Origin of the sequence: Jiella endophytica (assembly GCF_004519335.1) — a bacterium.
GTDB classification, from domain to species: domain Bacteria; phylum Pseudomonadota; class Alphaproteobacteria; order Rhizobiales; family Rhizobiaceae; genus Jiella; species Jiella endophytica.
This window is the reverse complement of sequence record NZ_SOZD01000002.1, coordinates 352,984-373,778: the sequence shown is the minus strand read 5'-3', so window position 1 is coordinate 373,778 and position 20,795 is coordinate 352,984. Positions and strand designations below refer to the sequence as shown.

Genomic DNA, 20,795 nt, shown 5'->3' with positions numbered 1-20,795 from the left:
ATCCGCTGAACGCTTTCGTCTGAAGAAGCCGCACCGAACCGGCTCCGGAGTCATCGACCCCGAAGCCGTGTCCGCCTGTCGTCAGGCCGCGGCGTAATGGACCCGGCGCTGGATCAGCGACGAGCCCGCAAGGCCGTGCAGCGTCTTGGCACCCGCCAGCACGGCGAGATCGGCCAGCGGCTCGATGATCACGACCAGCATGTAGGCGCCGCCGAAGCTCGCGACGTTGGCAAGGTTCTCCGCGCCAAAGCCCTGACCGTAAAAGGCCCAGAAGGCGACCCAGCAGACGATGCCGCCCTGATAGGCGGTGGAGAGCTTGAGCGCCTGGCCGTAGTTCAGGTCGACATAGGCGGTCTTCGACGGGACGATCCGTCGGGCAAGAGCGGAGATCGCAAACAGCGGCACGATCAGCGTGGTGACGTTGATGCCGTATTGCGGCAGGTCGAAGGGCGCGAAGAACAGCCCCTGCAGGAGCAGGCCGAGGGCGAGGCCGATGCCCGCCGCGCCGCCGCCGAACAGCAGGAGCAGCGTCGAGCCGAGGATCAGGTGAACCTCCGAGACGCCCACCGGATAATGCGGCAGCACCTGGAAGAAGCAGAAGACGAGGGCGGTCGTCGCGACCGAGCGGATGGCGAGAGCCGAAACGCCGCCGTCCTTGCGCAGCGTGTCGAGGGCCATCTTGCCGATCAGGCCAAAGGAAGCGACACCCGTCGCATAGGACAGGACGATCTTGGCGCCGTCGACGACGCCGGGTTCGATATGCATGATTGTCTCCTTTCGCACCCACCGTGCGAGGATCGTTTTGAAATGCGCCGCTTGCGGGCGCGGGCTCCGATGGCAGGTCTCCTGGCTTGCGGGTCCTCGCTCTGCCCGCCTTCCCGGCCTTTCGGCCAGTGGCATATCGGGCAGCGCTCGCCGCTCACAGTTGCGGGGGCAGCCACGGTCTCGGTCCCTGATGGGTACGCCTCACCGTGTTCCCTTTTCATCCGCCGCACGACTCGCTTGGCGGAACCATCGCTTCGATGAGTACGGGAATGTCCGGCCGACCACAAGGCCGCGACCGATCGCGCGTCCGGCCGGAACGCCTGCATTGACTGACACGCAAAACTTGCAGCTGCGCTGTCATCGCCGTGCTACTCGCAGGCGCTATGTGATGGGCGTATCCGCACGGAAGGCTGTCGGACCACCGATGAACCCTCCGCGGAACGTGTCGCATGGCGTTGGGGATGGATCGGCCGAGCGTCGCGATGCCCGCCTACTGGCGAGATCCCCGCTTTCGTTCATCAGGGTTGGTTTCGAACGCGATGGAGTGTCGCAATGACGATCGTCATACCGCGCGCGGCGATGCTTGCCGGCGCTCTCCTGTTCGGCTGCGCGCTCGCCGCCCCGCCGGTCGATGCGCGGTTGTGGACTTCCGACGGCGTGGCGCCCCGTGCCTGCGGGAATGTCCGTACCCACTACAAGGCCTATCCGAAGTCCATCGGCTATACGAAGGCTGGCAAGACGCTGTTGCCGGGCAGCGCCCGGCCGGGCCAGCACAAGTCCTGGCAGTTGACCCTCGCGATCGCCTCGGCGCCGCTTTGCCGCTGAGACCGTCGGCACCCCGGCTCGCCGCGCTCGCGACCCTCGGGCATACGTTGCTGCCACCAAAACTGCGGCCGGCCCGCATTGCCCTATCCGTCGGTGACGGGTAGGGGCGATGTCGGATGGCCGCAAAGGCGAGGCGGGTAATCGCCGGGGCGGCAGGCAAGCGGGAGGAAAAGCGATGAGCCGGATCAGCGAAACGACCAGGGGCGTCTTCGTCATCTCGGTGACGCCGTTCGACGACAGCGGCGCCATCGACTGGGCGAGCCTCGACCGCGTCACCGACTTCTATCTCGAGTCCGGAGCGGACGGTCTCACCATCCTCGGCATCATGGGCGAAGCGCCGAAGATGACGCAGGCCGAGGCGGCCGAGATCGCCAGGCGGGTAATCGGCCGCGCGTCGGGCAAGCCGGTGATCGTCGGCGTGTCCGCCCCGGGGCTCGCGGCGATCGCCGACCTCGGCAAGGCGGTGATGGATCTCGGCGCGGCCGGCGTCATGGTCGCGCCGCCGGGCAGCCTGAAGACCGATCCGCAGATCCATGGCTATTACGGGCACGTGACGCGGGCGCTCGGCGAGGAGATCCCGGTCTGCCTCCAGGACTATCCCCTGACCACCGGCGTTCAGATCAGCGACGAGGTGATGGGCCGGATCATCGACGACTATCCCTCGATCAGGATGCTGAAACACGAGGACTGGCCGGGCCTGTCGAAGATCTCGAAGATTCGCGCCGCCGAAGCCGGCGGCCGGCGGCATATCTCGATCCTCTGTGGCAACGGCGGCAGTTTCCTGCCGGAGGAGATCACCCGCGGTGCCGACGGGGCGATGACCGGCTTTGCGTTTCCGGAGATGATGGTCAGCGTCTGCGCGCTGATGGCAAAGGGCGACAGGGATCGCGCCCATGACCTGTTCGATGCCTATCTGCCCGTGCTTCGCTACGAGCTGCAGCCGGGCCTCGGCCTTGCCGTGCGCAAGCACGTTCTCGCCAGCCGGGGCGCCATCGCTTCCGCGGCGCTGCGGGCGCCCGGTGCCGGGCTCGATGCCGCCGCCCGCCGCGACGTCGACTTCCTGGTCGAACGCCAGCAGAGGCGCCTTGCCGAACTCGGCTTCGATCCCGGCAGCCCGGCGCGCTGACGCGGATCGCGCGTCGGCACCCGGTGTGATGGGCGGAGGACTGCTGTTACAAGCGGTGACAAAGCTCGACCATCGAAGACCCGGCGGTCAAACCCCGAAGACGGCGCCAGTCTAGACCGGTTGCCGATCTGGAACGTCGCGGCCCCATGCATCACCGGATGCTGGTCCGAAGCGTTCGTTCCCTTCGGGAGAATGTTCATGCGTAACATATTGCGTGCAGCGGCCCTGGTGGCGGCCGTCATCGTCGCTCCGGGCGCTGCTTCGGCCGCAGCTTCGGCCGTGGCCACGGCGGACGTCAACATGCGGGCCGGCCCCGGCACCGGCTACCCGGTCATCCGTACCGTGCCCCGCGGTGCGCCGGTAACCACCTATGGCTGTCTTGCCGACTATTCCTGGTGCGACACCAGCTATGCCGGCGGGCGCGGATGGGTCTCGGCCCACTATCTCAACACCGTCGTCTCCGGGACCACCGTGGTCGTCGGGCCGCGTGTCGGACTGCCGATCGTCGTCTTCAACACCGCCTATTGGGACCGCTACTACACCAGCTACGGCTGGTATCACTACGGTCCCGGCCACTACGGACCGCCGCCGCCGCACGGGCCGCCGCCTCCGCCGCATCACGGCGGCAACGGCCATGGACAGTGCGGTCCGCGCGGCTGTGCCGGCACGGTCACCGGACCTCACGGCGGCACCGCCTCGGGAGCGCATGGCTGCGGCCCGCGCGGCTGCGCCGGCGGCGGCAGGGTCACGGGTCCGAACGGCGGCTCGGTGACGGGTGGTCATGCCTGCGGCCCGCGGGGCTGCGTCGGCGGCCACAGGATCGTCGGCCCGAATGGCGGCACCCGCACCCGGGTCGGTGGCGTACGCTGGTAGCCGCAGCGCCCCGCCTTCTCGGCGGGGCGTCAGCCGTTGCGGGCTCGCGCCTGTGCGAGCGCCGCCTTCACATCCTCCATCCGCGGCACGCCCGGGAAGAGGACGGTCCCGGCGACGAAAGCGGGCGTTCCGCTGAACCCGAAACCGTCCGCCTGGGCGTAGTTGCGTTTGAGGAGCCCGTCGATCTCGTCCTTGCTGCGCTGGTAGTTGCGCTTCAGGGCGGCGACGTCGAAGCCGGCTTTCGCCAGCGTATCGTCGATCATCTGCATCGTCAGCCGGCCCTTGGTCTTCATCAGGGCGTCGAGCGCCTGCGGCCGGTACTTGCCGGCCGCCAGCGTCAGCTGCGATGCGCGCAGCGATTCGTCGCCGAAGATCGGCCAGTCCTTCATGATGTAGCGGATGTTTCCGTCTTTGCGGACGAGCGCCATGACCTCGGGATAGGACTTCTTGCAGTAGGGGCACTGGAAGTCGAAATATTCGACGAGATTGGCGTCGCCCTTCGGATTGCCGAGGAGCGGCGCGCCCGGATCTTCGAACACCTGTTGCGGCGTCGGATCCGGCGGCATGCCGGCGGCATGGGCGGGCGCGGAGGCAGCAAGGCCGAAGGCGGCCGAGGCGCCGGCGAGAAAGACGCGCCGGTTGATCGCGGTGCGGGACATGAGGGAACTCCGGTCAGGGCAGGCGGGTCGCAAGCGGCCCGGGAGGGCAGTGTGCCTGTCCGTCGGATCATCGCTGCCGCGTGTTGCGACGAAGCCGGAGATGCAGACTCTGGCGGAAAGACCCGAAGACGAGGCGGGAGCGCAAGGCCCCCGAAGCCGGGTTTCGCCTTGTCGCACCAGCCTGTTACGCCGCCTCGCCAGTATTTTCGCCGCGGCCGGACGAAAACGCCGGCATCCTCAGCGCGTTCGATGGGACGTGCCGAGGATGCTGCAAGTCATTGAATCGATGGTTTGATCCGAAAATCGGATCCGATTTCAGATCGGCCGTGTCAGCCCGCCATCAGCCCGGCCAGCCCGCGCTCAGATGCCGTGTTCCGAAAGGAAGGCGTTGATCGCGCTGGAGCAGACGTCCCATGCCGGCTCGTCCTCGACGAGGATGTGGTTGCGGCTTTCCAGCGGGACGAAATGGGCGTTGGGAATCTCCCGCGCCAGCTCCAGGCCCTGGGCGATTGGAACCCGCTGGTCGTATTTGGAATGCAGGACGACGGTAGGCGCGGTGACCGCGGCAAGCTTTTGCCGCACGTCGATGTTGCCGAAGGCGTCCTGAAACCTTGCGGCGTTCCGCGCCGAAGTTGCCTGCAGCTGATATTCGTCGAACCAGGTGAGAACATCGGTGTTCGCATCCGGCATGAAGGTCAGCGAAAAGATGTGGCGATAGGCCGGATTGTCGGACGCCCAGCCGACCTCGGTTAAACGGCGGACGGCCTCGCGCCGCGCTCTTTCCTCCGAGCAGGCGGCATGGTGCCAGCCGGCAGCAAAGCCGCCGATCAGGACGAGGCCGGACACCCGCTCGGGATTGCGCACGGCATATTCGATCGCCACCGCACAGCCATGGGAAAGGCCGATCAGCGGAAAGCGCTCAAGCCCCAGCTTGTCGGCGACGGTGGTCAGATCCTCGACGAAGGTCTCCAGGCTGAGCTTGGCGACGTCCCAGTCGGACAGGCCGCAGCCGCGCTCGTCGTAGCGCACCAGGGTGCGGCGCTGCGCCAGCTTGCTGAAGGCGCGGCCCCAGATCGGGCTCTCGCGGTCGAGTTCCAGATGGTTGAACCAGTTGCCCGCCCTCAGGATCGGCGCACCGGAGCCGACGGTCGCATAGGCGATCTTGGTTCCGTCCCGCGCGGCGCAGAAGCCGATGCGCTGCTGCTGGCGCCGCGGGTGATGCTCCCTGGCCGGCGCTGGCGCCGGTTTCGCCGCAGCGTCGGTGACGGGCTCGACCACCGTTACGCTGGTGCTTCGTCGCGCCATCAGGAGGTCGAGGCCCGGAACCCGGTCGCGGAGACCCTGGGCGTCTGCGGCGACGGTCTCCATATGGGCGTCGGCGCCGTCAGGATCGATGCCGCGCCAGAAGCGCAACCACTTTTCCGCGGTCGCCTGGGAGATATCGGGGTGGGAGACGAGTTGCCGCAGCACGGTGACGCGCATCGCCCGTGCGTCGTCTCGCTCGGCCTCCAGCCAGCACTCGAAGCCTTCGTCGCCGGCGCCGTCGAGCCCGTCGAGGAAGACGCCGTCGAGGCGGCGCGCCATCTGTTCCAGATCCTCGACCTGCAGCGACGGCCCGGAAACGCGCAGCGCGGTCTGGATGGCGTCGATGTCGAGGACGGAGCCGCGGCCATCGTAGCGGACACGTTCGCGATCGGCGCTGATCCGCATGTGGTCCGGCGTGTTCAGCACCCGGCGCAGCTTGCTGAGCGACCAGCGCAGTGAGGCCTTCGGATCGTCTGGGATGTTCCAGAACATGGTGCAGAGCCGATCGCGCCGATGCGTGCGCCGCGTCCTCACGAGATAAGCGAGGAGGGCTCGGGTCTTGCGGGATGTCGGCAGCGGAACGAGAACGCCATTCGAGAACACACGCGGCTCCCCGAGCAGCGAGATCTCTAGTTCCGGCTGCACAATATGGCTCCCATCCATCTCGTCGGACTCCGATCGTACGCAGCTGCCGATGGCGCTGCCAGCAAGGTTTTACACAAACATTCGCAAAACGGCAGCGCCGCCTCCCTCGCTTAGACCATGGTGGATCGCCGACGACTGTGACGTTGGTCACGCCTTGGCAATGACCATTCAGAATTTCATCGATGGCCGCAGGTATTTGCTCAGTAAGTTATTATCGGAGATGCATGGGCCCTTCGTCCTGCGGGACTTGCCCGGTCGATGAGCCGAGAGCGGCTGCGTCTGCGCACAGTCGCGCCTCACAGCCAGTGCGCGCTGTCCTTCCTGACGAGACAACGTCGACGGCCGTGTGGCGGCGGGCGACGGCTTCACCGGGTCGGCCCGAGTGCGGCCCGCTGGACGCTCGCTGCCGGGACACCGGCCTGCCGCTCAAATTGCGCAGACCCCTCCAGACCTGCCTCAGGCGAGATCGACGACGAGGCAGGGGCACCCTGCGGAAGCCGCCGGGGCGTGGGGCGGGCGCATCACCAGGACGTCGGCGGCAGCATAGATCGAGAGGAGCGACGAATCCTGGCGCGACAAGGGCGTCGCGACGGTCGAGCCACCCTCGTCGAGACGCGCGGTCGAACGCATGAAATCGGCGCGCATGCCGTTTTCGGGAACGTCCGCGCCGAGGATCGCCGGCCGGGTGAGCGGCCGGTCCGGCAGGCCCGCGAGCCGCCGCACCAGGGGGCCGAGGAACAGCGTCGCGGCGACCATCGAGGAAGCCGGATTGCCTGGCAGGCCGACCAGCCGCATGTCGCCGATGCGCCCTGCCATCAGCGGCTTTCCGGGCCGCATCGCCACCTTGAGGAAAGCGATCTCGACCCGGCTCTTCTCGAACACCTTGCCGATCAGGTCGTGGTCGCCGACCGAGGCGCCGCCGATCGTCACGAAGCAGTCGCAGCCCTCGGCGAGCGCCCGGTCGAGATGGCCGGCGATCTCGTCTTCGCGGTCCGGCGCGATGCCACAGTCGATCACCGTGCCGCCTGCCGCCTCGACCAGCGCGGCGACGCCGTAGCTGTTGGAGGCGACGATCTGCGAAGGGCCGACCTCTGCGCCCGGCGGAACGAGCTCGTCGCCGGTGGCGAGCACCGCCACCTTCGGCCGGTCGATGACGGTGAGAAACGGATGGCCGCCACTCGCCGCAAGGGCGACGCTGCCCGGCGTCAGCAGCGTTCCGGCGGTAAGCAGCGTCTGGCCGGCGGCAAAGTCGACCCCCGCCGGGCGAACGTGCTGGCCTGCGCCGACCGCCTCTGTCGGCAGCAGCGACCCGTCGTCGATGCGCGTTGCGTCTTCCTGGATGAGCACCGCGTCGGCGCCCTCCGGCAGCGGCGCGCCGGTGAAGATCCGCACCGCCTCGCCGGGGCCGATTCGGCCGGCAAAGGCTCTGCCGGCGGCCGATTCGCCGATCACCGCGAGAGGGCGGAACGGCGCCGCGGCATCCTCTGCCCGCAGCGCGTAGCCGTCCATCGCCGAGGCGTCGAAGCCCGGCTGGGTGCGCGTCGCCACAACATCCTCGGCCAGCACCCGGCCGGCCGCTTCCCGCAAGGGGACCGAGACGGTGCGGCGGATCGGCGTTGCCGCAGCGACGAGCCGCGACTGGGCGTCCTCGACCGGGATCAGGCTCATTTTCGGGAGACCTCCGCCCGGAAATCGCCGGAGCGGCCGCCGGATTTGGCGAGAAGGCGGATGCCGGTGATCTCCATCGTCCGGTCCACGGCCTTCGCCATGTCATAGATGGTGAGGCAGGCGACGGAGACGGCGGTGAGCGCCTCCATCTCGACGCCGGTGCGACCGGCGAGCTTCGCCGTCGCGGTGACGCGCAGCCCTGGCAGGGCCGGCTCCGGTTCGATCTCGACGCCGATCTTGGAAAGCAGCAGTGCGTGGCAGAGGGGGATCAGCTCGTGAGTGCGCTTGGCGGCCATGATGCCGGCGATCCGCGCGACGCCGACGACGTCGCCCTTCTTGGCCTCGCCGGCTTCGATCAGTGCCAGCGTCTCCGGCTTCATCCGCACCAGGCCCTCGGCTTCGGCGAGGCGCTCGGTCTCGGCCTTGTCGCCAACATCGACCATCGCCGCCTTGCCGCTCTGATCGATGTGGGTGAGGCGTGCGCCGCCTGGATCGCCGCCGCTCATCCGCCGGCTCCGGTCAGGCTCACCCCTTCGCGCGGGCTGCCGAGGAGGACGCGTGTCGCGGCCGTAACGTCGGCTTGGCGCATCAGGCTCTCGCCGACGAGGAAGGTGCGGATGCCGTGATCGGCGAGTTCGAGGCAGTCGGCATGGGTGAAGATGCCGCTCTCGCCGACGACGATCCTGTCGTCCGGGACGAGGCTCGCCAGCCGCTCGGCGGTGTCGAGGCTGGTCTCGAAGGTCTTCAGGTTGCGATTGTTGATGCCGATGAGGCGGGAGGAGAGGGTGAGCGCCCGCTCCGTCTCGGCCTCGTCATGGACCTCGACGAGCACGTCGAGGCCGTAACGGTCGGCCGCCTCTTCGAGCGCCAGCGCGACGTCGTCGCTGACCGCCGCCATGATGACGAGGATCGCATCGGCGCCCCACGCCCGCGCCTCGGCAACCTGGTAGGGATCGTAGAGGAAGTCCTTGCGCAGCGCCGGCAGCCGGGTCGCCGCCCGCGCCGCGGTGAGAAATTCCGGCCGGCCCTTGAAGGACGGCGTGTCGGTGAGGACGGAGAGACAGGTGGCGCCGCCGGCCTCATAGGCCGCGGCAAGGCTCGGCGGATCGAAATCCTCGCGGATCAGGCCCTTCGACGGGCTCGCCTTCTTGATCTCGGCGACCAGCGCGAGGCCCCCGGAAGCGAGCTTCGTCTCGATGGCAGGCAGGAAGCCGCGGGGGTGGTCGGTATCGCCGATCATCGCCTCGAGATCCGCGAGCGACCGCTTCGTCTTGGCGGCGGCGATCTCCTCGAGCTTGTATTCGCGGATACGGGCGAGAATGTCGGTCATCGATTTTCCTTGCCGAGCGCCTGCGTCGTTGCGGCGAGACGCTCCAGCGCATGCCTCGCACGGCCGGTGTCGATCGCCTCGGCGGCCATTGCGATACCGTCGGACAGATCGGGCGCGGCGCCCGCCATGACAAGCGCCCCGGCGGCGTTGAGGAGCACCGTGTCGCGATAGGCACCGGGCTCGCCTTCGAGGACGGATTTCAGCGCCGCGGCGTTGTAGGCGCCGTCGCCGCCCTTCAGATCGGGGAGCGTCCAGCGCCTCAGCCGCACCTCTTCCGGGTCGAGGCTGAATTCGCTGATGACGCCGTCCTTCAGCTGCACGACATGAGTCGTGCCGGTAACCGTCATCTCGTCGAGGCCGTCGCCATGGACGACCCAGGCTGCCTCGGTGCCGAGCGCCAGCAGCGTCTCGGCGATCGGCCGCAGCCACTGCGGCGAGAAGACGCCGACCAGCAGCTTCGAAACGCTGGCGGGATTGGCCAGCGGCCCGAGAATGTTGAACACCGTGCGTGTGCCGAGCTCGACCCGGCTCGGGCCGACGAAGCGCATCGCCGCGTGGTGGGTGGGGGCGAACATGAAGCCGAGGCCGGCCTCGGCAATCGCCCGGCCGATCTGCTCCGGCTTCAGCTCGACGTCGATGCCGAGCGCGGTCAAAACATCGGCGGCGCCGGATTTGGAGGAGAGCGCGCGGTTGCCGTGCTTGGCGACCACGAGGCCGCAGCCCGCCAGGACGAAGGCGGAGCAGGTGGAGATGTTGTAGGTGCCGGCATGGTCGCCGCCGGTGCCGACGATGTCGACGGCGCCCTCGGGGGCGGTGACGCGCGCCATGTTGGCCCGCATCACCGATACCGCGCCGGTGATCTCGTCGACGCTCTCGCCGCGAACCCTCAGCGCCATCAACAGGCCGCCGATCTGCGACGGCGTCGCCTCGCCGCTCATCATCACCTGGAAGGCCGCGGTGGCCTCCTCGCGTGTCAGCGATCGGCCGTCGGCCACCTTGGCGAGAAAGGGCTTCAGCGTCTGGCTCATCGGACCATGGCCTTCGCCTGCTCCATGGCACCGGGATTGATCCTGACCGGATATTCGTTCTGGAGCAGGGTGACGTAGCTCTCGTAGAGGTCGTTTTCGAGCATGCCGGCCATCTGCCTGCGCTGCTGGGCGCTGACATTGGCGGCAGGGTCTGCCGGCGGCGCGATCTCGGCGACCTTCAGCACCAGCCGCGTGTCGGGCGCGGGGCCGGGCGAGGTCTCGACTGCGCCGAAGGGGCCGGCGAAGGCGGCCTCGACGCCCGATCGCCCGAGCTGCGCCGCGCCGGACTGGCGGGTGATGGCGCTCGCCTTTTGCGGCTCGACGCCCGCTTCCTTCGCGATGTCGGCAATGCTCTTGCCATCCTCGACTTCCTTGGCGAGCTTCTTTGCCTGCTCGTCGAGCTGCTCGTTCGCCCGCTCCTTCTTCCAGTCCGCGACGACCTCATCGCGCACTTCGTCGAGCGGCCGGTCATGGGCCGGGTCGATGCTGGCGACATCGTAGAAGACGTAGCCGTTCGGATCGACATTGACGGGCAGGGCGTCGACGCCGGGCTCGCTGTCGAAGGCAGCGGCGAGAAGATCGGACTTCTGCGGCAGGTCGACCGGCTTGCCGTCGGGGCCGTTGCCGTTGCGGTCGACGGCCTTGACGGTCTTGACCGGGATCGCCGCCTGCTTGGCCGCCTCGTCGAAGGTCGCGCCGCCGCCTCTGGCATCCTCATAGGCGGTATAGGCCGCGTCGACTGCGTCGGCCGCCTTCGACAGGGCCAGCGCCTTGCGGATCTCGCCCTCGACCTCGGCGAGCGGCTTGACGCTTTCCGGCTCGATGCGGGTGACCCTCAGGATCACCGGGCCGAAGACACCGTCGACGATGGCCGAGACATCGCCTTCCTTCAGCGAGAATGCCGCGTCGGCGATCTTCTGATCCGGGATCGCCGCCTTGCTGACGGTGCCGAGCGCGATGTCTGCGGGGGAGCGGCCGGCCTCCTTGGCGACTTCCTCGAAGCCTGTCCCTGAGTCGAGCTTCGCCTTGGCCGCTTCCGCGGCTTCCTTGTCGGAAAAGACGATCTGCTGGACGTCGCGGCGCTCGGGGGTCGAATAGGTCTGCTTGCGGGCCTCGTAGTCGGCCTTCACCTCGGCGTCGGTCACCGATTTCTCGTCGGCGAGTGCCTGCGGCGTCACCTCGGCAAAGGCGATGGAGCGGAATTCCGGCGCGGCGTAGCGGGCCTTGTTCTGGTCGAAATAGCTCGACAGCTGCTCGTCGGTCGGATCGGCGATGCTCGAAGCATCGGGCGCCGACAGGCTGACATAGTCGATGCTGCGCCGCTCGCCGTTGTAGAGGCCGAGGGCGGTGAGGAAGACCTCAGGCGTGCCGGCATCCCGCGCGACGGCATCGATCAGCTGGCCGCGCCGGGCGACGTTCATCTGCTGCGCGACATAGTCGCTCTCGTTGATCCCGGCATTGGCGAGGATCGAGCGGAAGTTCGAGCGGGAGAAGTTGCCGTTGGCGTCGCGGAAGGTCGGATCCTCGGCGATCACCCGCGCCAGCCGCTCGTCGGAGACGCCGAGGCCGAGATTGCGGCTCTGCTCGTCGAGCACCGCGCCGGCGATCAGCTGGCTGGTCACGCCCTGGTCGACGCCGTAGGTGGCGGCTTCCTGGGAGGTGATCTGGCGGCCGATCTGGCGGGAGATGCGATTGATCGCCTGGGAATAGGCAAAGGCGTATTCGGACGGCGTCACCTCGGTATCGCCGGCGGAAATCACCGTACGCGACAGGCCGCCGGTGAAGGAGGTGCCGATACCCCAGATCGCGAAGCTCAGCACCAGAAGGCCGAGAAGGATCTTCGCCGTCCAGCCGGACACGCTTCGGCGCATCGTCTCGAGCATCGTCTCTCCCTTGCGGCAGGCGTTTCGTCGTCGCCAAGCCTTGTTCGCACCAGTGAAGCGGCGGCCATGCCGCCTGCCGCCTGCCGCCTTATTAGTGAAAAGGCGGCAAGCGGCGCAAGCGATGGGCCGCGATTGATTTTCCCACATCGATCGCTGATTGTCGCGACCCGAAACGCAGGCGATCGAAACCATTCGGATCCGTGACGATCCGGCGGTGCGAACGACCTGCGGAAAACAATGGGAGGAGACAAGACCGACGATGGCGCCAAAACCCTTGATCGCCGGCAACTGGAAGATGAACGGCCGCCTGCGGGAGCTGACCGAACTCGAGGCGATCGCCGCTGGCGCGGCGGAGGCCGGTGCGGGCAAGGATCTCCTGATCTGTCCGCCGGCGACGATCCTTTCGGCGAGCGTCGGCCTGCTCGCCGGCAAGACCGCGATCGGCGGCCAGGACTGCCACGCCGAGAAATGCGGCGCCCATACCGGTGACATCGCCGCGGAGATGATCGCCGATCTCGGCGCGACCTATGTCATCGTCGGCCATTCGGAGCGGCGCGGCGAGCATCAGGAGACCGATGCGAAGGTCAGGGCGAAAGTCGAGGCCGCCTGGCGCGCCGGGCTCGTCGCCATCGTCTGCATCGGCGAATCCGAAGAAGATCACGAGGCGGGCGGCAAGCTCGACGTGCTCGGTCGCCAGCTATCGGGCTCGCTGCCGGACGGCGTCTCGGCGGCCAACACCGTCGTCGCCTACGAGCCGATCTGGGCGATCGGTTCCGGCCGCACGCCGACGACAGCGGATGTGGCGGAGGTGCACGGTTTTCTGCGAGAGGCGCTCTCGGAACGCTTCGGCGCAGAGGTCGCCGGCGGCATCCGGCTTCTCTATGGCGGCTCGGTGAAACCCGACAACGCCGCCGAGCTTCTGGCGGTCGAAAATGTCGACGGCGCGCTGATCGGCGGGGCCAGCTTGAAGGCCGAGGACTTCATCGCGATATGCCGCGCATGCCCCTTGCCGGCAGAATGACGCGGAATCTGGTTGGAATGCGGCGCCTCCTTCTGTAGAAGGCGCCCAATTCCCTAGAAAGACCCTCAACGAAAGTTCGATGGAAACCATTCTCATCATCATCCACTTGATGATCGTCGTCGCGCTCGTCATCGTGGTGCTCCTGCAGCGTTCGGAAGGCGGAGCGCTCGGTATCGGCGGCGGTGGCGGCCTGATGTCGGCTCGCGGCGCGGCGAATGCCCTGACCCGCACGACCGCCATCCTGGCGGCCGGCTTCTTCATCACCTCGCTGTCCCTCGGCCTTCTGGCGCGCTACGGCGCCAAGCCCACCGACATCCTCGACACGCTGCCGGCCCAGAACGGCGAGACCAGCGGCGAGGACAAGAGCCTGCTCGATCAACTCGGCGGCCTGCCGGGCTCGCAGGACGGCTCGAACGGCGGCAACGCCGCGGGCGGGGCTCCGGCCGGACAGTCGGGGGCTGCGTCGTCAGGTGGCGCGTCGAGCCCGTCGCTGATCGACCAGTCGTCGCAGCCGGACGCCGAGACGCCGGCTCCGGCCGCTAACGGCGCGGCGGATGCACCGGCGGCCGGCGCGTCCGACAGCGCCGCGCCGGCGCCCGATGCCGGCACGATCCCCGCCAATCCGGCAGGAAATACGCCGGAAGGCGCCGACGAGACCACCGTTCCGCCGGTCGAGGCGCCGCCCGCCGGTACCACCCGGCCCGAGGAGGAAAGCGCTCCGGCCTCCGACGCCGCCCCGGCCGACGGCGCCAGCCAGAGCACGTCGCCTGCAGAGACGACGGCGCCCGCGGAGGGCGACGGCACGTCGGCTCCGGCCGAGCCGGCCCAGTCGATCACCACGCCGCCGGCGGCGACCGGCGCTTCGCCCACCACCGGCGAGGATTCGGCTCCGGCCGGCACGGATCAGGCGCCGGCCGACGACGCCGATGCCCCGGCCGGGCAGGTCCCGCCGAGTGGAACGAACACGCAGTAGGAGCGTCATCGCTCGATGCGAGCCATGCCTGCGGGGCGCCAGAGGGCGCCCCGCAGGCTTTTTGAAATATCGCTGACGGCGCCGGCTCTGATGGGCCGGGCGTTGCACCGCAGGTGCGGACGGCTTCTGTCGGGCCCACCGGATCGACTGGCGTTTCGCAACAGCTGCGGCCAATCGCCGGCACGTTGCGAATTGTGACTGGTAGAATCGCCGCGGCGCGGTTATCGGGAAGGCCCATGGCGCGTTACATCTTCATCACCGGCGGCGTGGTTTCCTCTCTTGGAAAAGGCGTCGCATCGTCGGCCCTGGGGGCTCTCCTGCAGGCCCGCGGCTATCGGGTGCGGCTGAGAAAGCTCGATCCCTATCTCAACGTCGATCCGGGCACGATGAGCCCGACCCAGCACGGCGAGGTCTTCGTCACCGACGACGGCGCCGAGACCGATCTTGATCTCGGCCATTACGAGCGGTTTACCGGGCGCTCGGCCAACAAGATGGACAACATCACCACCGGGCGGATCTATCAGGAGATCATCGCCAAGGAGCGGCGGGGCGACTATCTCGGCGCCACGGTGCAGGTGATCCCCCACGTCACCGACGCGATCAAGGAATTCGTCCTCGAGGGCAACGAGGACTACGACTTCGTTCTCTGCGAGATCGGCGGGACGGTCGGCGACATCGAGGGTCTGCCCTTCTTCGAGGCGATCCGCCAGCTCGGCAACGATCTTCCCCGAGGGGGAGCGATCTACGTCCATCTGACGCTGATGCCCTACATCCCGACCGCGGGCGAGTTGAAGACCAAGCCGACCCAGCACTCGGTCCGCGAGCTGCGCGCCATCGGCATCCAGCCTGACATCCTCCTCGTTCGCGCCGACCGGCCGATCCCGGCCGAAGAGCGGCGCAAGCTCAGCCTGTTCTGCAATGTCCGCGAGACCGCCGTCATCCAGGCCCTCGACGTCGCGACGATCTATGACGTGCCGATCGCCTATCATCACGAGGGCCTCGATACCGAGGTGCTCGCCGCCTTCGGCATCGACCCGGCGCCGAAGCCGCAGCTCCAGAGATGGCACCAGGTCGTCGATGGCATCCGCAACCCCGAGGGCGAGGTGACCATCGCCATCGTCGGCAAATATACCGGCCTCAAGGATGCCTATAAATCGCTGATCGAGGCGCTGCATCATGGCGGCATCGCCAACAAGGTGAAGGTCCGGCTCGACTGGATCGAATCGGAGGTCTTCGAGCAGGAGGACCCGTCTCCTTATCTGGAACGGGTGAACGGCATTCTCGTCCCCGGCGGCTTCGGCGAGCGCGGCTCGGAGGGCAAGATCCACGCGGCGCGCTTCGCCAGAGAGCGCAACGTTCCCTATTTCGGCATCTGCTTCGGCATGCAGATGGCGGTGATCGAGGCGGCGCGCTCGCTCGCCGGTATCGAAAAGGCCGGCTCGACCGAGTTCGGCGAGACGCCCGAGCCGCTGGTCGGCCTCATGACCGAATGGCTGAAGGGCAACGAGCTCGAGAAGCGGGCGCAGGAAGGCGATCTCGGCGGCACGATGCGGCTTGGCGCCTACAAGGCGAAGCTGCGCGAGGGCTCGAAGATCGCGGCGATCTACGGCGACACCGACATCGAGGAGCGCCACCGCCACCGCTACGAGGTCAATCGCGACTACCGGCCGGTGCTGGAAGAGGCGGGGCTGGTGTTTTCCGGCATGTCGCCGGACGGCCTCCTGCCGGAGACCGTCGAGCTCGCCGAGCATCCCTGGTTCATCGGCGTGCAGTACCACCCCGAGCTGAAGTCCCGCCCGTTCGAACCGCATCCCCTGTTCGCGAGCTTCGTCGCGGCAGCGCTGGAGCAGTCGCGGCTCGTCTAGAGGCCGGTGACGCTGGTATGCGGTTTTGCTGGGAGACACGGAGCGTAAAGAGGATCGCGTCGCGATGGTGTTCTGAAGCGCGATCCTCGCGTTCCAGCCTATCCGTAGACGGCATAGCCGCCGGCGTCATCGTCTCCGTCGGTCTGTGCGGCCACTAGGCGGGCGTCGCTGCCGGTGAGGACGAGGCTGCGGAACCGCTCCCACGGAAAGAGTTCGGTCGGATCCTTCCTGCGATCTGGATCGAGCCGGGCATGGGCGACGACATGCTTCAGATTGGGGTATTTGAGCCAGCAATAGCGCACGATGCGGGCGGTCATCTCGACCTGCCAGTCCGAGAACGGATCTTTTTTGTCCTGTGCGTTGACGATCTCGATTCCGAGCGAGAAATGATTGATCCTGTTCTCGCCGTTCCAGACCTCGGGATGCGAGGCCGAGTTGCGGACATGCCACGCGGCGCGGGCCTCCGGCACGCAGGCCCAGGCGAACTTGCCGTGCGCGTCCTCGTTCTCGTCGGGGACGAGCCAGTGGAAGCTGGCTTTTCCGGCATGCATGACCGAGACGGCGCCGGACGAGGACGAGCCCTGCGTGCCGTGAATGACCACGGCCCGGATCCCGTCGATCGGATCGTACACACGCGGCGAGGTGCATTTGGGCCATGCGGACTGGATATCGGGATACCATCTTTCGGCGAGGTCGCCGTCACCGGGCCTGGCATGGCCAGGCAGATCGAACTGCCACTGAGCGGAAACGTTCATGTCGTCCTCCTCGACTGAATTAGCGAACAATCTAAGGTTGATGAAATGAGAATATATACAACCGAAAGATCTTGTCCGGCAACCGAAATGCGTGCTGCATCGCGCGCTCTCTGCATCTGTCTGTCGTGATGCGCGCGGTTGATCATCTGGTGATGCCGTTCAACACGCTCCCAGAGGCGTGCGATTGGTTCGAACGTATAGGCTTCGTCGTCGCGCCGGAGGCCGCGCATCCCTTCGGCACGGGCAATGCCTGCGTCTTCTTCGCGGACGGTCGCTATCTGGAGCCGCTGTCGATTGTCGATCCGGCAGCCTATGACGCGGCGAAGGCCGAAGGGCATCTCTTCGTCGAGCGCGATGCGGACGTGCGAAACCTGGCTGACCGACCGGCGATTTCAGGTCTCGCTTTTAGCTCATCCGATGCGCTGGCCGACCGGGAGCAACTGCTCGAGGAAGAGGCCGGCGAAGACGGGCTCGTCGAGTTCGGCCGGACCATGCGCCTGCCGGACGGCGGCGCGGCCGAGCTCTCCTTCCGCCTCGCCTTCGCCGCGATCCACGCCGCCGATGCGCCGAGCTTCTTTTGTTGCGAGGCGCGGCACAGCGTGCGACCGGATCGCTCGGCTCTGACGACCCATCCGAATGGCGCAACGGGTGTCACAGGCGTCACCCTGACGGCGCCGGACCCGCAGGTGTTTCGCGACTATCTCTCCGCCGTCTGCGGCAGCCCTGCGGAGAACAATCCCGACGGTTCGCTGACATTCGCTCTGGAATGCGGGAGGCTCGACATCGTCCCCCGTGACGTCGGTTCCTTCGCCATCGAAAGCGTCACGATAACCGTCGCCGACCTCGCTTTCGCCCGCAAGTTCTGGCAAGGGCAGGGCATTGCCTGTGCTGAAGAAAGCGACGGTGTCGCCGTCGATTGCCCCAACGGCCGAGGCCGCATCCGCTTCATCGAGGAGAGATCATGACCGCCACCACCGTCTCCGCAAAGTCGGCCAGCTTCTCCAACGCCGCGCCCTTCGCGCTGATCGCCGGCCCCTGCCAGATGGAGAGCCGCGACCATGCGATGATGATCGCCGAGACGATGAAGCGGATCACCGGCGATCTCGGCATCCCCTATGTTTTCAAGGCGAGCTTCGACAAGGCGAACCGCACCAGCCTTTCCGGCAAGCGCGGCATCGGCCTGTCCGGCGCACTGCCGGTGTTCCAGGAGGTCGCCGAGACCTTCGACCTTCCCGTCCTGACGGACATCCATAACGAAGAGCAGTGCCGCGAGGTCGGCGCCGTCTGCGACATCCTGCAGATCCCCGCCTTTCTCTGCCGGCAGACCGACCTTCTGATCGCCGCGGCGAAGACGGGCCGGGTGATCAACATCAAGAAGGGCCAGTTCCTCGCTCCCTGGGACATGAAGAACGTCGCCGCCAAGGTGACCGAGAGCGGCAACCCCAACGTCCTCCTCACCGAGCGCGGCGTCTCCTTCGGCTACAACACGCTGGTCTCAGACTTCCGCGCCCTGCCGATCATGGCCGAGACAGGATTGCCCGTCGTCTTCGATGCTACCCATTCGGTGCAGCAGCCGGGTGGCCAGGGCGGCTCTAGCGGAGGCGAGCGCCGCTTCGTCGAGACGCTGGCCCGCGCGGCGGTCGCCGTCGGCGTCGCGGGGCTGTTCGTCGAGACCCACGAGGACCCGGACAACGCGCCGTCCGACGGGCCGAACATGGTGCCGCTCGACCAGATGGCCGAGATGCTCAAGCGGCTGCAGGCGTTGGATCAGCTGACGAAGGGGTGAGCGTCGCCTCGTCGTCTGCCGTCTTTGGCTGGCCGTCGCCGCCGCAGTTTCCGGTGCGGCGTCATCCTCTGTGCCGCCGTCATCCTCGCCCTTGTGGCGAGGATCTCCTGTCGTCAGACGTCGCCGCTCCGTCGGCGGAAGCGCGCCAACTGCGCCGCTCCATCGCTTCAATCGCGGTAGATCCTCGCCACAAGGGCGAGGATGACGGCGCGGCGCTCTGCGAACGCGCCTGAGGTCTGCGCTAATCATGGCCGAAGCCGGTCTCTCGACGGTCGTCGATCCAAGTTTGCGCCGGGCGCCCCGCCTGCGCCGCCGAGCGTGTCGCGCCCCCCTCTGCCTTCTGAGCCTGTCGAAGAGCGGCATCTCCTCCGCAAGGAGGGAGATCTACCGTGCTCCGCCGCTTCGGATCACTTCAAGACATTGCGGCGCCATCGTTGCCAAAGGACAGGCGGGAACTTCGCTTCCTGCCCACTCCGGCTGGCCGTCATCCTCGCCACAAGGGCGAGGATGACGGCCCGGCGCTACGCGTAGGCGCCTGGGGGGCTTGCGCTGGTCGCGACTGAAACCGGCCTCCCCGCAGTCGTCGACGGCTGCCGGCAACGCCAGACTTTCATGTCTGCAATCCGGTCTGCTCGACCCATCCATCCCCCGCTACCCATCCCTCGCCGCTTGGTCTAAAACGCCCCCGAACCATCCCTCACCACGACAGGGGCAACCCATGACCGCCATCATCGACATCATCGGCCGCGAAATTCTCGACAGCCGCGGCAATCCGACCGTCGAGGTCGACGTCATCCTCGAAGACGGCTCGATGGGCCGCGCGGCGGTGCCGTCGGGCGCCTCCACCGGGGCCCACGAGGCGGTCGAGCTGCGCGACGGCGGGTCGCGCTACATGGGCAAGGGCGTCGAAAAGGCCGTCGCCTATGTCAATGGCGAGATCCTCGAGGAGATCGGCGGCTTCGAGGCCGAGGACCAGATCCGCATCGACACGGCGCTGCGCCAGCTCGACGGGACGAAGAACAAGGCCCGCCTCGGTGCCAACGCCATTCTCGGCGTCTCGCTCGCCGTCGCCAAGGCGGCCGCGGAGGCTGCCGGCCTGCCGCTGTATCGTTACGTCGGCGGCGCTTCGGCGCATGTCCTGCCGGTGCCGATGATGAACATCATCAATGGCGGCGCCCATGCAGACAATCCGATCGACTTCCAGGAATTCATGATCATGCCGGTCGGAGCGGATCGGTTTTCCGAGGCGCTGCGCTGGGGGGCCGAGACCTTCCACACGCTGAAGAAGATGCTGAAGGATGCCGGTCACAACACCAATGTCGGCGACGAGGGCGGCTTCGCGCCGAATATCGGCTCGGCCAAGGAAGCCCTCGACTTCGTCGTCAAGGCGATCGAGAAGGCCGGCTACAAGCCGGGCGAGGACATCTTCATCGCCCTCGATCCGGCCTCGACGGAATTCTTCAAGGGCGGCGAGTACGATCTCGAAGGCGAGGGGCGGAAGCTCTCGCCCGCCGACATGGCCGCCTATTACGGTGAGCTTGCCGCCGCCTATCCGATCATCTCGATCGAGGACGGCATGGCCGAGGACGACTGGGACGGCTGGAAGGCGCTGACCGACCAGATCGGCGCAAAGGTGCAGCTCGTCGGCGACGACCTCTTCGTCACCAATTCTGAGCGCCTGCGCGAGGGCATTTCGAAGGGCGTCGCCAATTCGATCCTCGTCAAGGTCAACCAGATCGGCACCCTGTCGGAGACCCTCGACGCCGTCTCGGTCGCGCATAGGGCCGGCTACACGGCGGTGATGTCGCACCGATCGGGCGAGACCGAGGATTCGACCATCGCCGACCTCGCCGTCGCGACCAATTGCGGGCAGATCAAGACCGGCTCGCTCGCCCGCTCCGACCGGCTGGCGAAGTACAACCAGCTGCTGCGCATCGAGGAAGAGCTCGGGGACCAGGCGGTGTTCGCGGGCCGTTCGATCCTCCGGGGGTAATGGCGCAAGTCTCATCGCGCCTGCCGCATCGGCCCGAAAACCGGAATCGATTTTCTAAAAAGCACGATGCGGTGATTCAATAACTTGGAGCGTCCTTTGTGTGTCCGCTCGGACGCACGGCGGTCCAGGCGCCGGCGCGCGAGGCGTTTCGCGCCCGGGCGCAAGGTGGATTGCGAGCGCCGCAAACCTTGCAACCGCGGGTCAGCCGTAGCGCCCCTCATCCTGAGGTGCTCGCGGAGCGAGCCTCGAAGGGCGAGGGGCCCTTGCGGGCAGGCGCGCCATGATGCTGCCGGAC

General features: G+C 67.4%; 17 protein-coding genes, 1 pseudogene and 1 riboswitch. Of the genes and pseudogenes, 9 read left to right on the top strand and 9 right to left on the bottom strand.

The genetic code is table 11. From position 1 onward, the window contains the following. Positions 1-81: 81 nt before the first annotated feature. Positions 82-765, bottom strand: coding sequence for an energy-coupling factor ABC transporter permease (locus E3C22_RS06820; protein WP_134761258.1), 684 nt, complete (start codon positions 763-765; stop codon positions 82-84). Positions 766-819: 54 nt separating this feature from the next. Further along, positions 820-1,031: riboswitch (cobalamin riboswitch) on the bottom strand. Between the two features lie 286 nt (positions 1,032-1,317). Between E3C22_RS06820 and E3C22_RS06815 the strand changes: the two genes are divergently transcribed. From E3C22_RS06815 to E3C22_RS06805, 3 genes are all read left to right on the top strand, one after another. Then, positions 1,318-1,590, top strand: a complete 273-nt coding sequence (locus E3C22_RS06815; RefSeq protein ID WP_134761257.1) for a hypothetical protein — start codon at positions 1,318-1,320, stop codon at positions 1,588-1,590. A 175-nt stretch (positions 1,591-1,765) separates the two neighbouring features. Continuing rightward, positions 1,766-2,716 (top strand): dihydrodipicolinate synthase family protein, encoded by a 951-nt coding sequence (locus tag E3C22_RS06810; RefSeq protein ID WP_134761256.1) that lies wholly within the window; start codon positions 1,766-1,768, stop codon positions 2,714-2,716. Between the two features lie 198 nt (positions 2,717-2,914). Continuing rightward, on the top strand, positions 2,915-3,589 hold the full coding sequence (locus E3C22_RS06805) for an SH3 domain-containing protein (RefSeq protein WP_167591671.1): 675 nt from the start codon (positions 2,915-2,917) through the stop codon (positions 3,587-3,589). A gap of 29 nt (positions 3,590-3,618) precedes the next feature. On the opposite strand, the gene E3C22_RS06800 is transcribed toward E3C22_RS06805, so the two are convergent. From E3C22_RS06800 to E3C22_RS06770, 7 genes are all read right to left on the bottom strand, one after another. Continuing rightward, entirely contained in the window at positions 3,619-4,248 is a 630-nt protein-coding gene (locus E3C22_RS06800; RefSeq protein ID WP_134761254.1) for a DsbA family protein, read from the bottom strand. A gap of 360 nt (positions 4,249-4,608) precedes the next feature. Continuing rightward, positions 4,609-6,198 (bottom strand): bifunctional AfsR/SARP family transcriptional regulator/alpha/beta hydrolase, encoded by a 1,590-nt coding sequence (locus E3C22_RS06795; RefSeq protein ID WP_206026916.1) that lies wholly within the window; start codon positions 6,196-6,198, stop codon positions 4,609-4,611. 456 nt (positions 6,199-6,654) lie between these two features. Beyond that, on the bottom strand, positions 6,655-7,866 hold the full coding sequence (locus E3C22_RS06790; protein ID WP_134761252.1) for a molybdopterin molybdotransferase MoeA: 1,212 nt from the start codon (positions 7,864-7,866) through the stop codon (positions 6,655-6,657). Beyond that, positions 7,863-8,372 carry a cyclic pyranopterin monophosphate synthase MoaC gene (gene moaC / locus E3C22_RS06785; RefSeq protein WP_134761251.1) on the bottom strand — a complete coding sequence of 170 codons (510 nt, stop codon included), beginning with the start codon at positions 8,370-8,372 and terminating at the stop codon, positions 7,863-7,865. Before moaC ends, E3C22_RS06790 begins: the two co-directional genes overlap by 4 nt. After that, complete coding sequence (gene trpC / locus E3C22_RS06780) at positions 8,369-9,196, bottom strand: indole-3-glycerol phosphate synthase TrpC (RefSeq protein WP_134761250.1); 828 nt, start codon at positions 9,194-9,196, stop codon at positions 8,369-8,371. The genes moaC and trpC overlap by 4 nt, the downstream gene beginning before the upstream one ends. Further along, on the bottom strand, positions 9,193-10,224 hold the full coding sequence (trpD, locus tag E3C22_RS06775) for an anthranilate phosphoribosyltransferase (protein ID WP_134761249.1): 1,032 nt from the start codon (positions 10,222-10,224) through the stop codon (positions 9,193-9,195). Before trpD ends, trpC begins: the two co-directional genes overlap by 4 nt. After that, positions 10,221-12,107, bottom strand: a complete 1,887-nt coding sequence (locus E3C22_RS06770) for a peptidyl-prolyl cis-trans isomerase (RefSeq protein WP_134761248.1) — start codon at positions 12,105-12,107, stop codon at positions 10,221-10,223. The genes trpD and E3C22_RS06770 overlap by 4 nt, the downstream gene beginning before the upstream one ends. Before the next feature lie 259 nt (positions 12,108-12,366). On the opposite strand from E3C22_RS06770, the gene tpiA reads away from it, so the two are divergent. The 3 genes and pseudogenes from tpiA to E3C22_RS06755 all read left to right on the top strand — a co-directional run bounded on the left by tpiA (position 12,367) and on the right by E3C22_RS06755 (position 15,966). Next, positions 12,367-13,128: a triose-phosphate isomerase gene (gene tpiA / locus E3C22_RS06765; RefSeq protein ID WP_134761247.1), complete on the top strand. Its 762-nt coding sequence runs from the start codon at positions 12,367-12,369 to the stop codon at positions 13,126-13,128. A 79-nt stretch (positions 13,129-13,207) separates the two neighbouring features. Further along, positions 13,208-13,795, top strand: a pseudogene (secG, locus tag E3C22_RS24750) (preprotein translocase subunit SecG); the annotation flags it as partial. 542 nt (positions 13,796-14,337) lie between these two features. After that, a complete protein-coding gene (locus E3C22_RS06755; protein ID WP_134761245.1) occupies positions 14,338-15,966 on the top strand; it encodes a CTP synthase in 1,629 nt (542 codons plus the stop codon). Positions 15,967-16,064: 98 nt separating this feature from the next. Here E3C22_RS06755 and E3C22_RS06750 read toward each other — a convergent pair whose 3' ends face one another. Further along, complete coding sequence (locus E3C22_RS06750) at positions 16,065-16,721, bottom strand: N-acetylmuramoyl-L-alanine amidase (RefSeq protein ID WP_134761244.1); 657 nt, start codon at positions 16,719-16,721, stop codon at positions 16,065-16,067. A 128-nt stretch (positions 16,722-16,849) separates the two neighbouring features. Here E3C22_RS06750 and E3C22_RS06745 point away from each other — a divergent pair, with 128 nt between their 5' ends. From E3C22_RS06745 to eno, 3 genes are all read left to right on the top strand, one after another. Continuing rightward, positions 16,850-17,686, top strand: a complete 837-nt coding sequence (locus E3C22_RS06745) for a VOC family protein (RefSeq protein ID WP_245514877.1) — start codon at positions 16,850-16,852, stop codon at positions 17,684-17,686. Then, complete coding sequence (gene kdsA, locus E3C22_RS06740; RefSeq protein ID WP_134761838.1) at positions 17,680-18,507, top strand: 3-deoxy-8-phosphooctulonate synthase; 828 nt, start codon at positions 17,680-17,682, stop codon at positions 18,505-18,507. The genes E3C22_RS06745 and kdsA overlap by 7 nt, the downstream gene beginning before the upstream one ends. Positions 18,508-19,225: 718 nt before the next feature. Further along, the gene (eno, locus tag E3C22_RS06735; RefSeq protein ID WP_134761242.1) at positions 19,226-20,500 is read left to right on the top strand and encodes a phosphopyruvate hydratase; all 1,275 of its coding nucleotides are present in this window, start codon (positions 19,226-19,228) and stop codon (positions 20,498-20,500) included. Positions 20,501-20,795: the final 295 nt, after the last annotated feature.

Excerpts from the sequence above, each read along its gene's own strand:
- E3C22_RS06745 (WP_245514877.1), top strand. The coding sequence starts at position 16,850 with ATGCGCGCGGTTGATCATCTGGTGATGCCGTTCAACACGCTCCCAGAG.
- E3C22_RS06790 (WP_134761252.1), bottom strand. The coding sequence starts at position 7,866 with ATGAGCCTGATCCCGGTCGAGGACGCCCAGTCGCGGCTCGTCGCTGCG.
- eno (WP_134761242.1), top strand. The coding sequence starts at position 19,226 with ATGACCGCCATCATCGACATCATCGGCCGCGAAATTCTCGACAGCCGC.
- E3C22_RS06750 (WP_134761244.1), bottom strand. The coding sequence starts at position 16,721 with ATGAACGTTTCCGCTCAGTGGCAGTTCGATCTGCCTGGCCATGCCAGG.
- E3C22_RS06800 (WP_134761254.1), bottom strand. The coding sequence starts at position 4,248 with ATGTCCCGCACCGCGATCAACCGGCGCGTCTTTCTCGCCGGCGCCTCG.
- moaC (WP_134761251.1), bottom strand. The coding sequence starts at position 8,372 with ATGAGCGGCGGCGATCCAGGCGGCGCACGCCTCACCCACATCGATCAG.
- E3C22_RS06810 (WP_134761256.1), top strand. The coding sequence starts at position 1,766 with ATGAGCCGGATCAGCGAAACGACCAGGGGCGTCTTCGTCATCTCGGTG.
- E3C22_RS06770 (WP_134761248.1), bottom strand. The coding sequence starts at position 12,107 with ATGCTCGAGACGATGCGCCGAAGCGTGTCCGGCTGGACGGCGAAGATC.
- E3C22_RS06815 (WP_134761257.1), top strand. The coding sequence starts at position 1,318 with ATGACGATCGTCATACCGCGCGCGGCGATGCTTGCCGGCGCTCTCCTG.
- E3C22_RS06820 (WP_134761258.1), bottom strand. The coding sequence starts at position 765 with ATGCATATCGAACCCGGCGTCGTCGACGGCGCCAAGATCGTCCTGTCC.
- trpC (WP_134761250.1), bottom strand. The coding sequence starts at position 9,196 with ATGACCGACATTCTCGCCCGTATCCGCGAATACAAGCTCGAGGAGATC.
- E3C22_RS06805 (WP_167591671.1), top strand. The coding sequence starts at position 2,915 with ATGCGTAACATATTGCGTGCAGCGGCCCTGGTGGCGGCCGTCATCGTC.
- E3C22_RS06755 (WP_134761245.1), top strand. The coding sequence starts at position 14,338 with ATGGCGCGTTACATCTTCATCACCGGCGGCGTGGTTTCCTCTCTTGGA.
- trpD (WP_134761249.1), bottom strand. The coding sequence starts at position 10,224 with ATGAGCCAGACGCTGAAGCCCTTTCTCGCCAAGGTGGCCGACGGCCGA.
- tpiA (WP_134761247.1), top strand. The coding sequence starts at position 12,367 with ATGGCGCCAAAACCCTTGATCGCCGGCAACTGGAAGATGAACGGCCGC.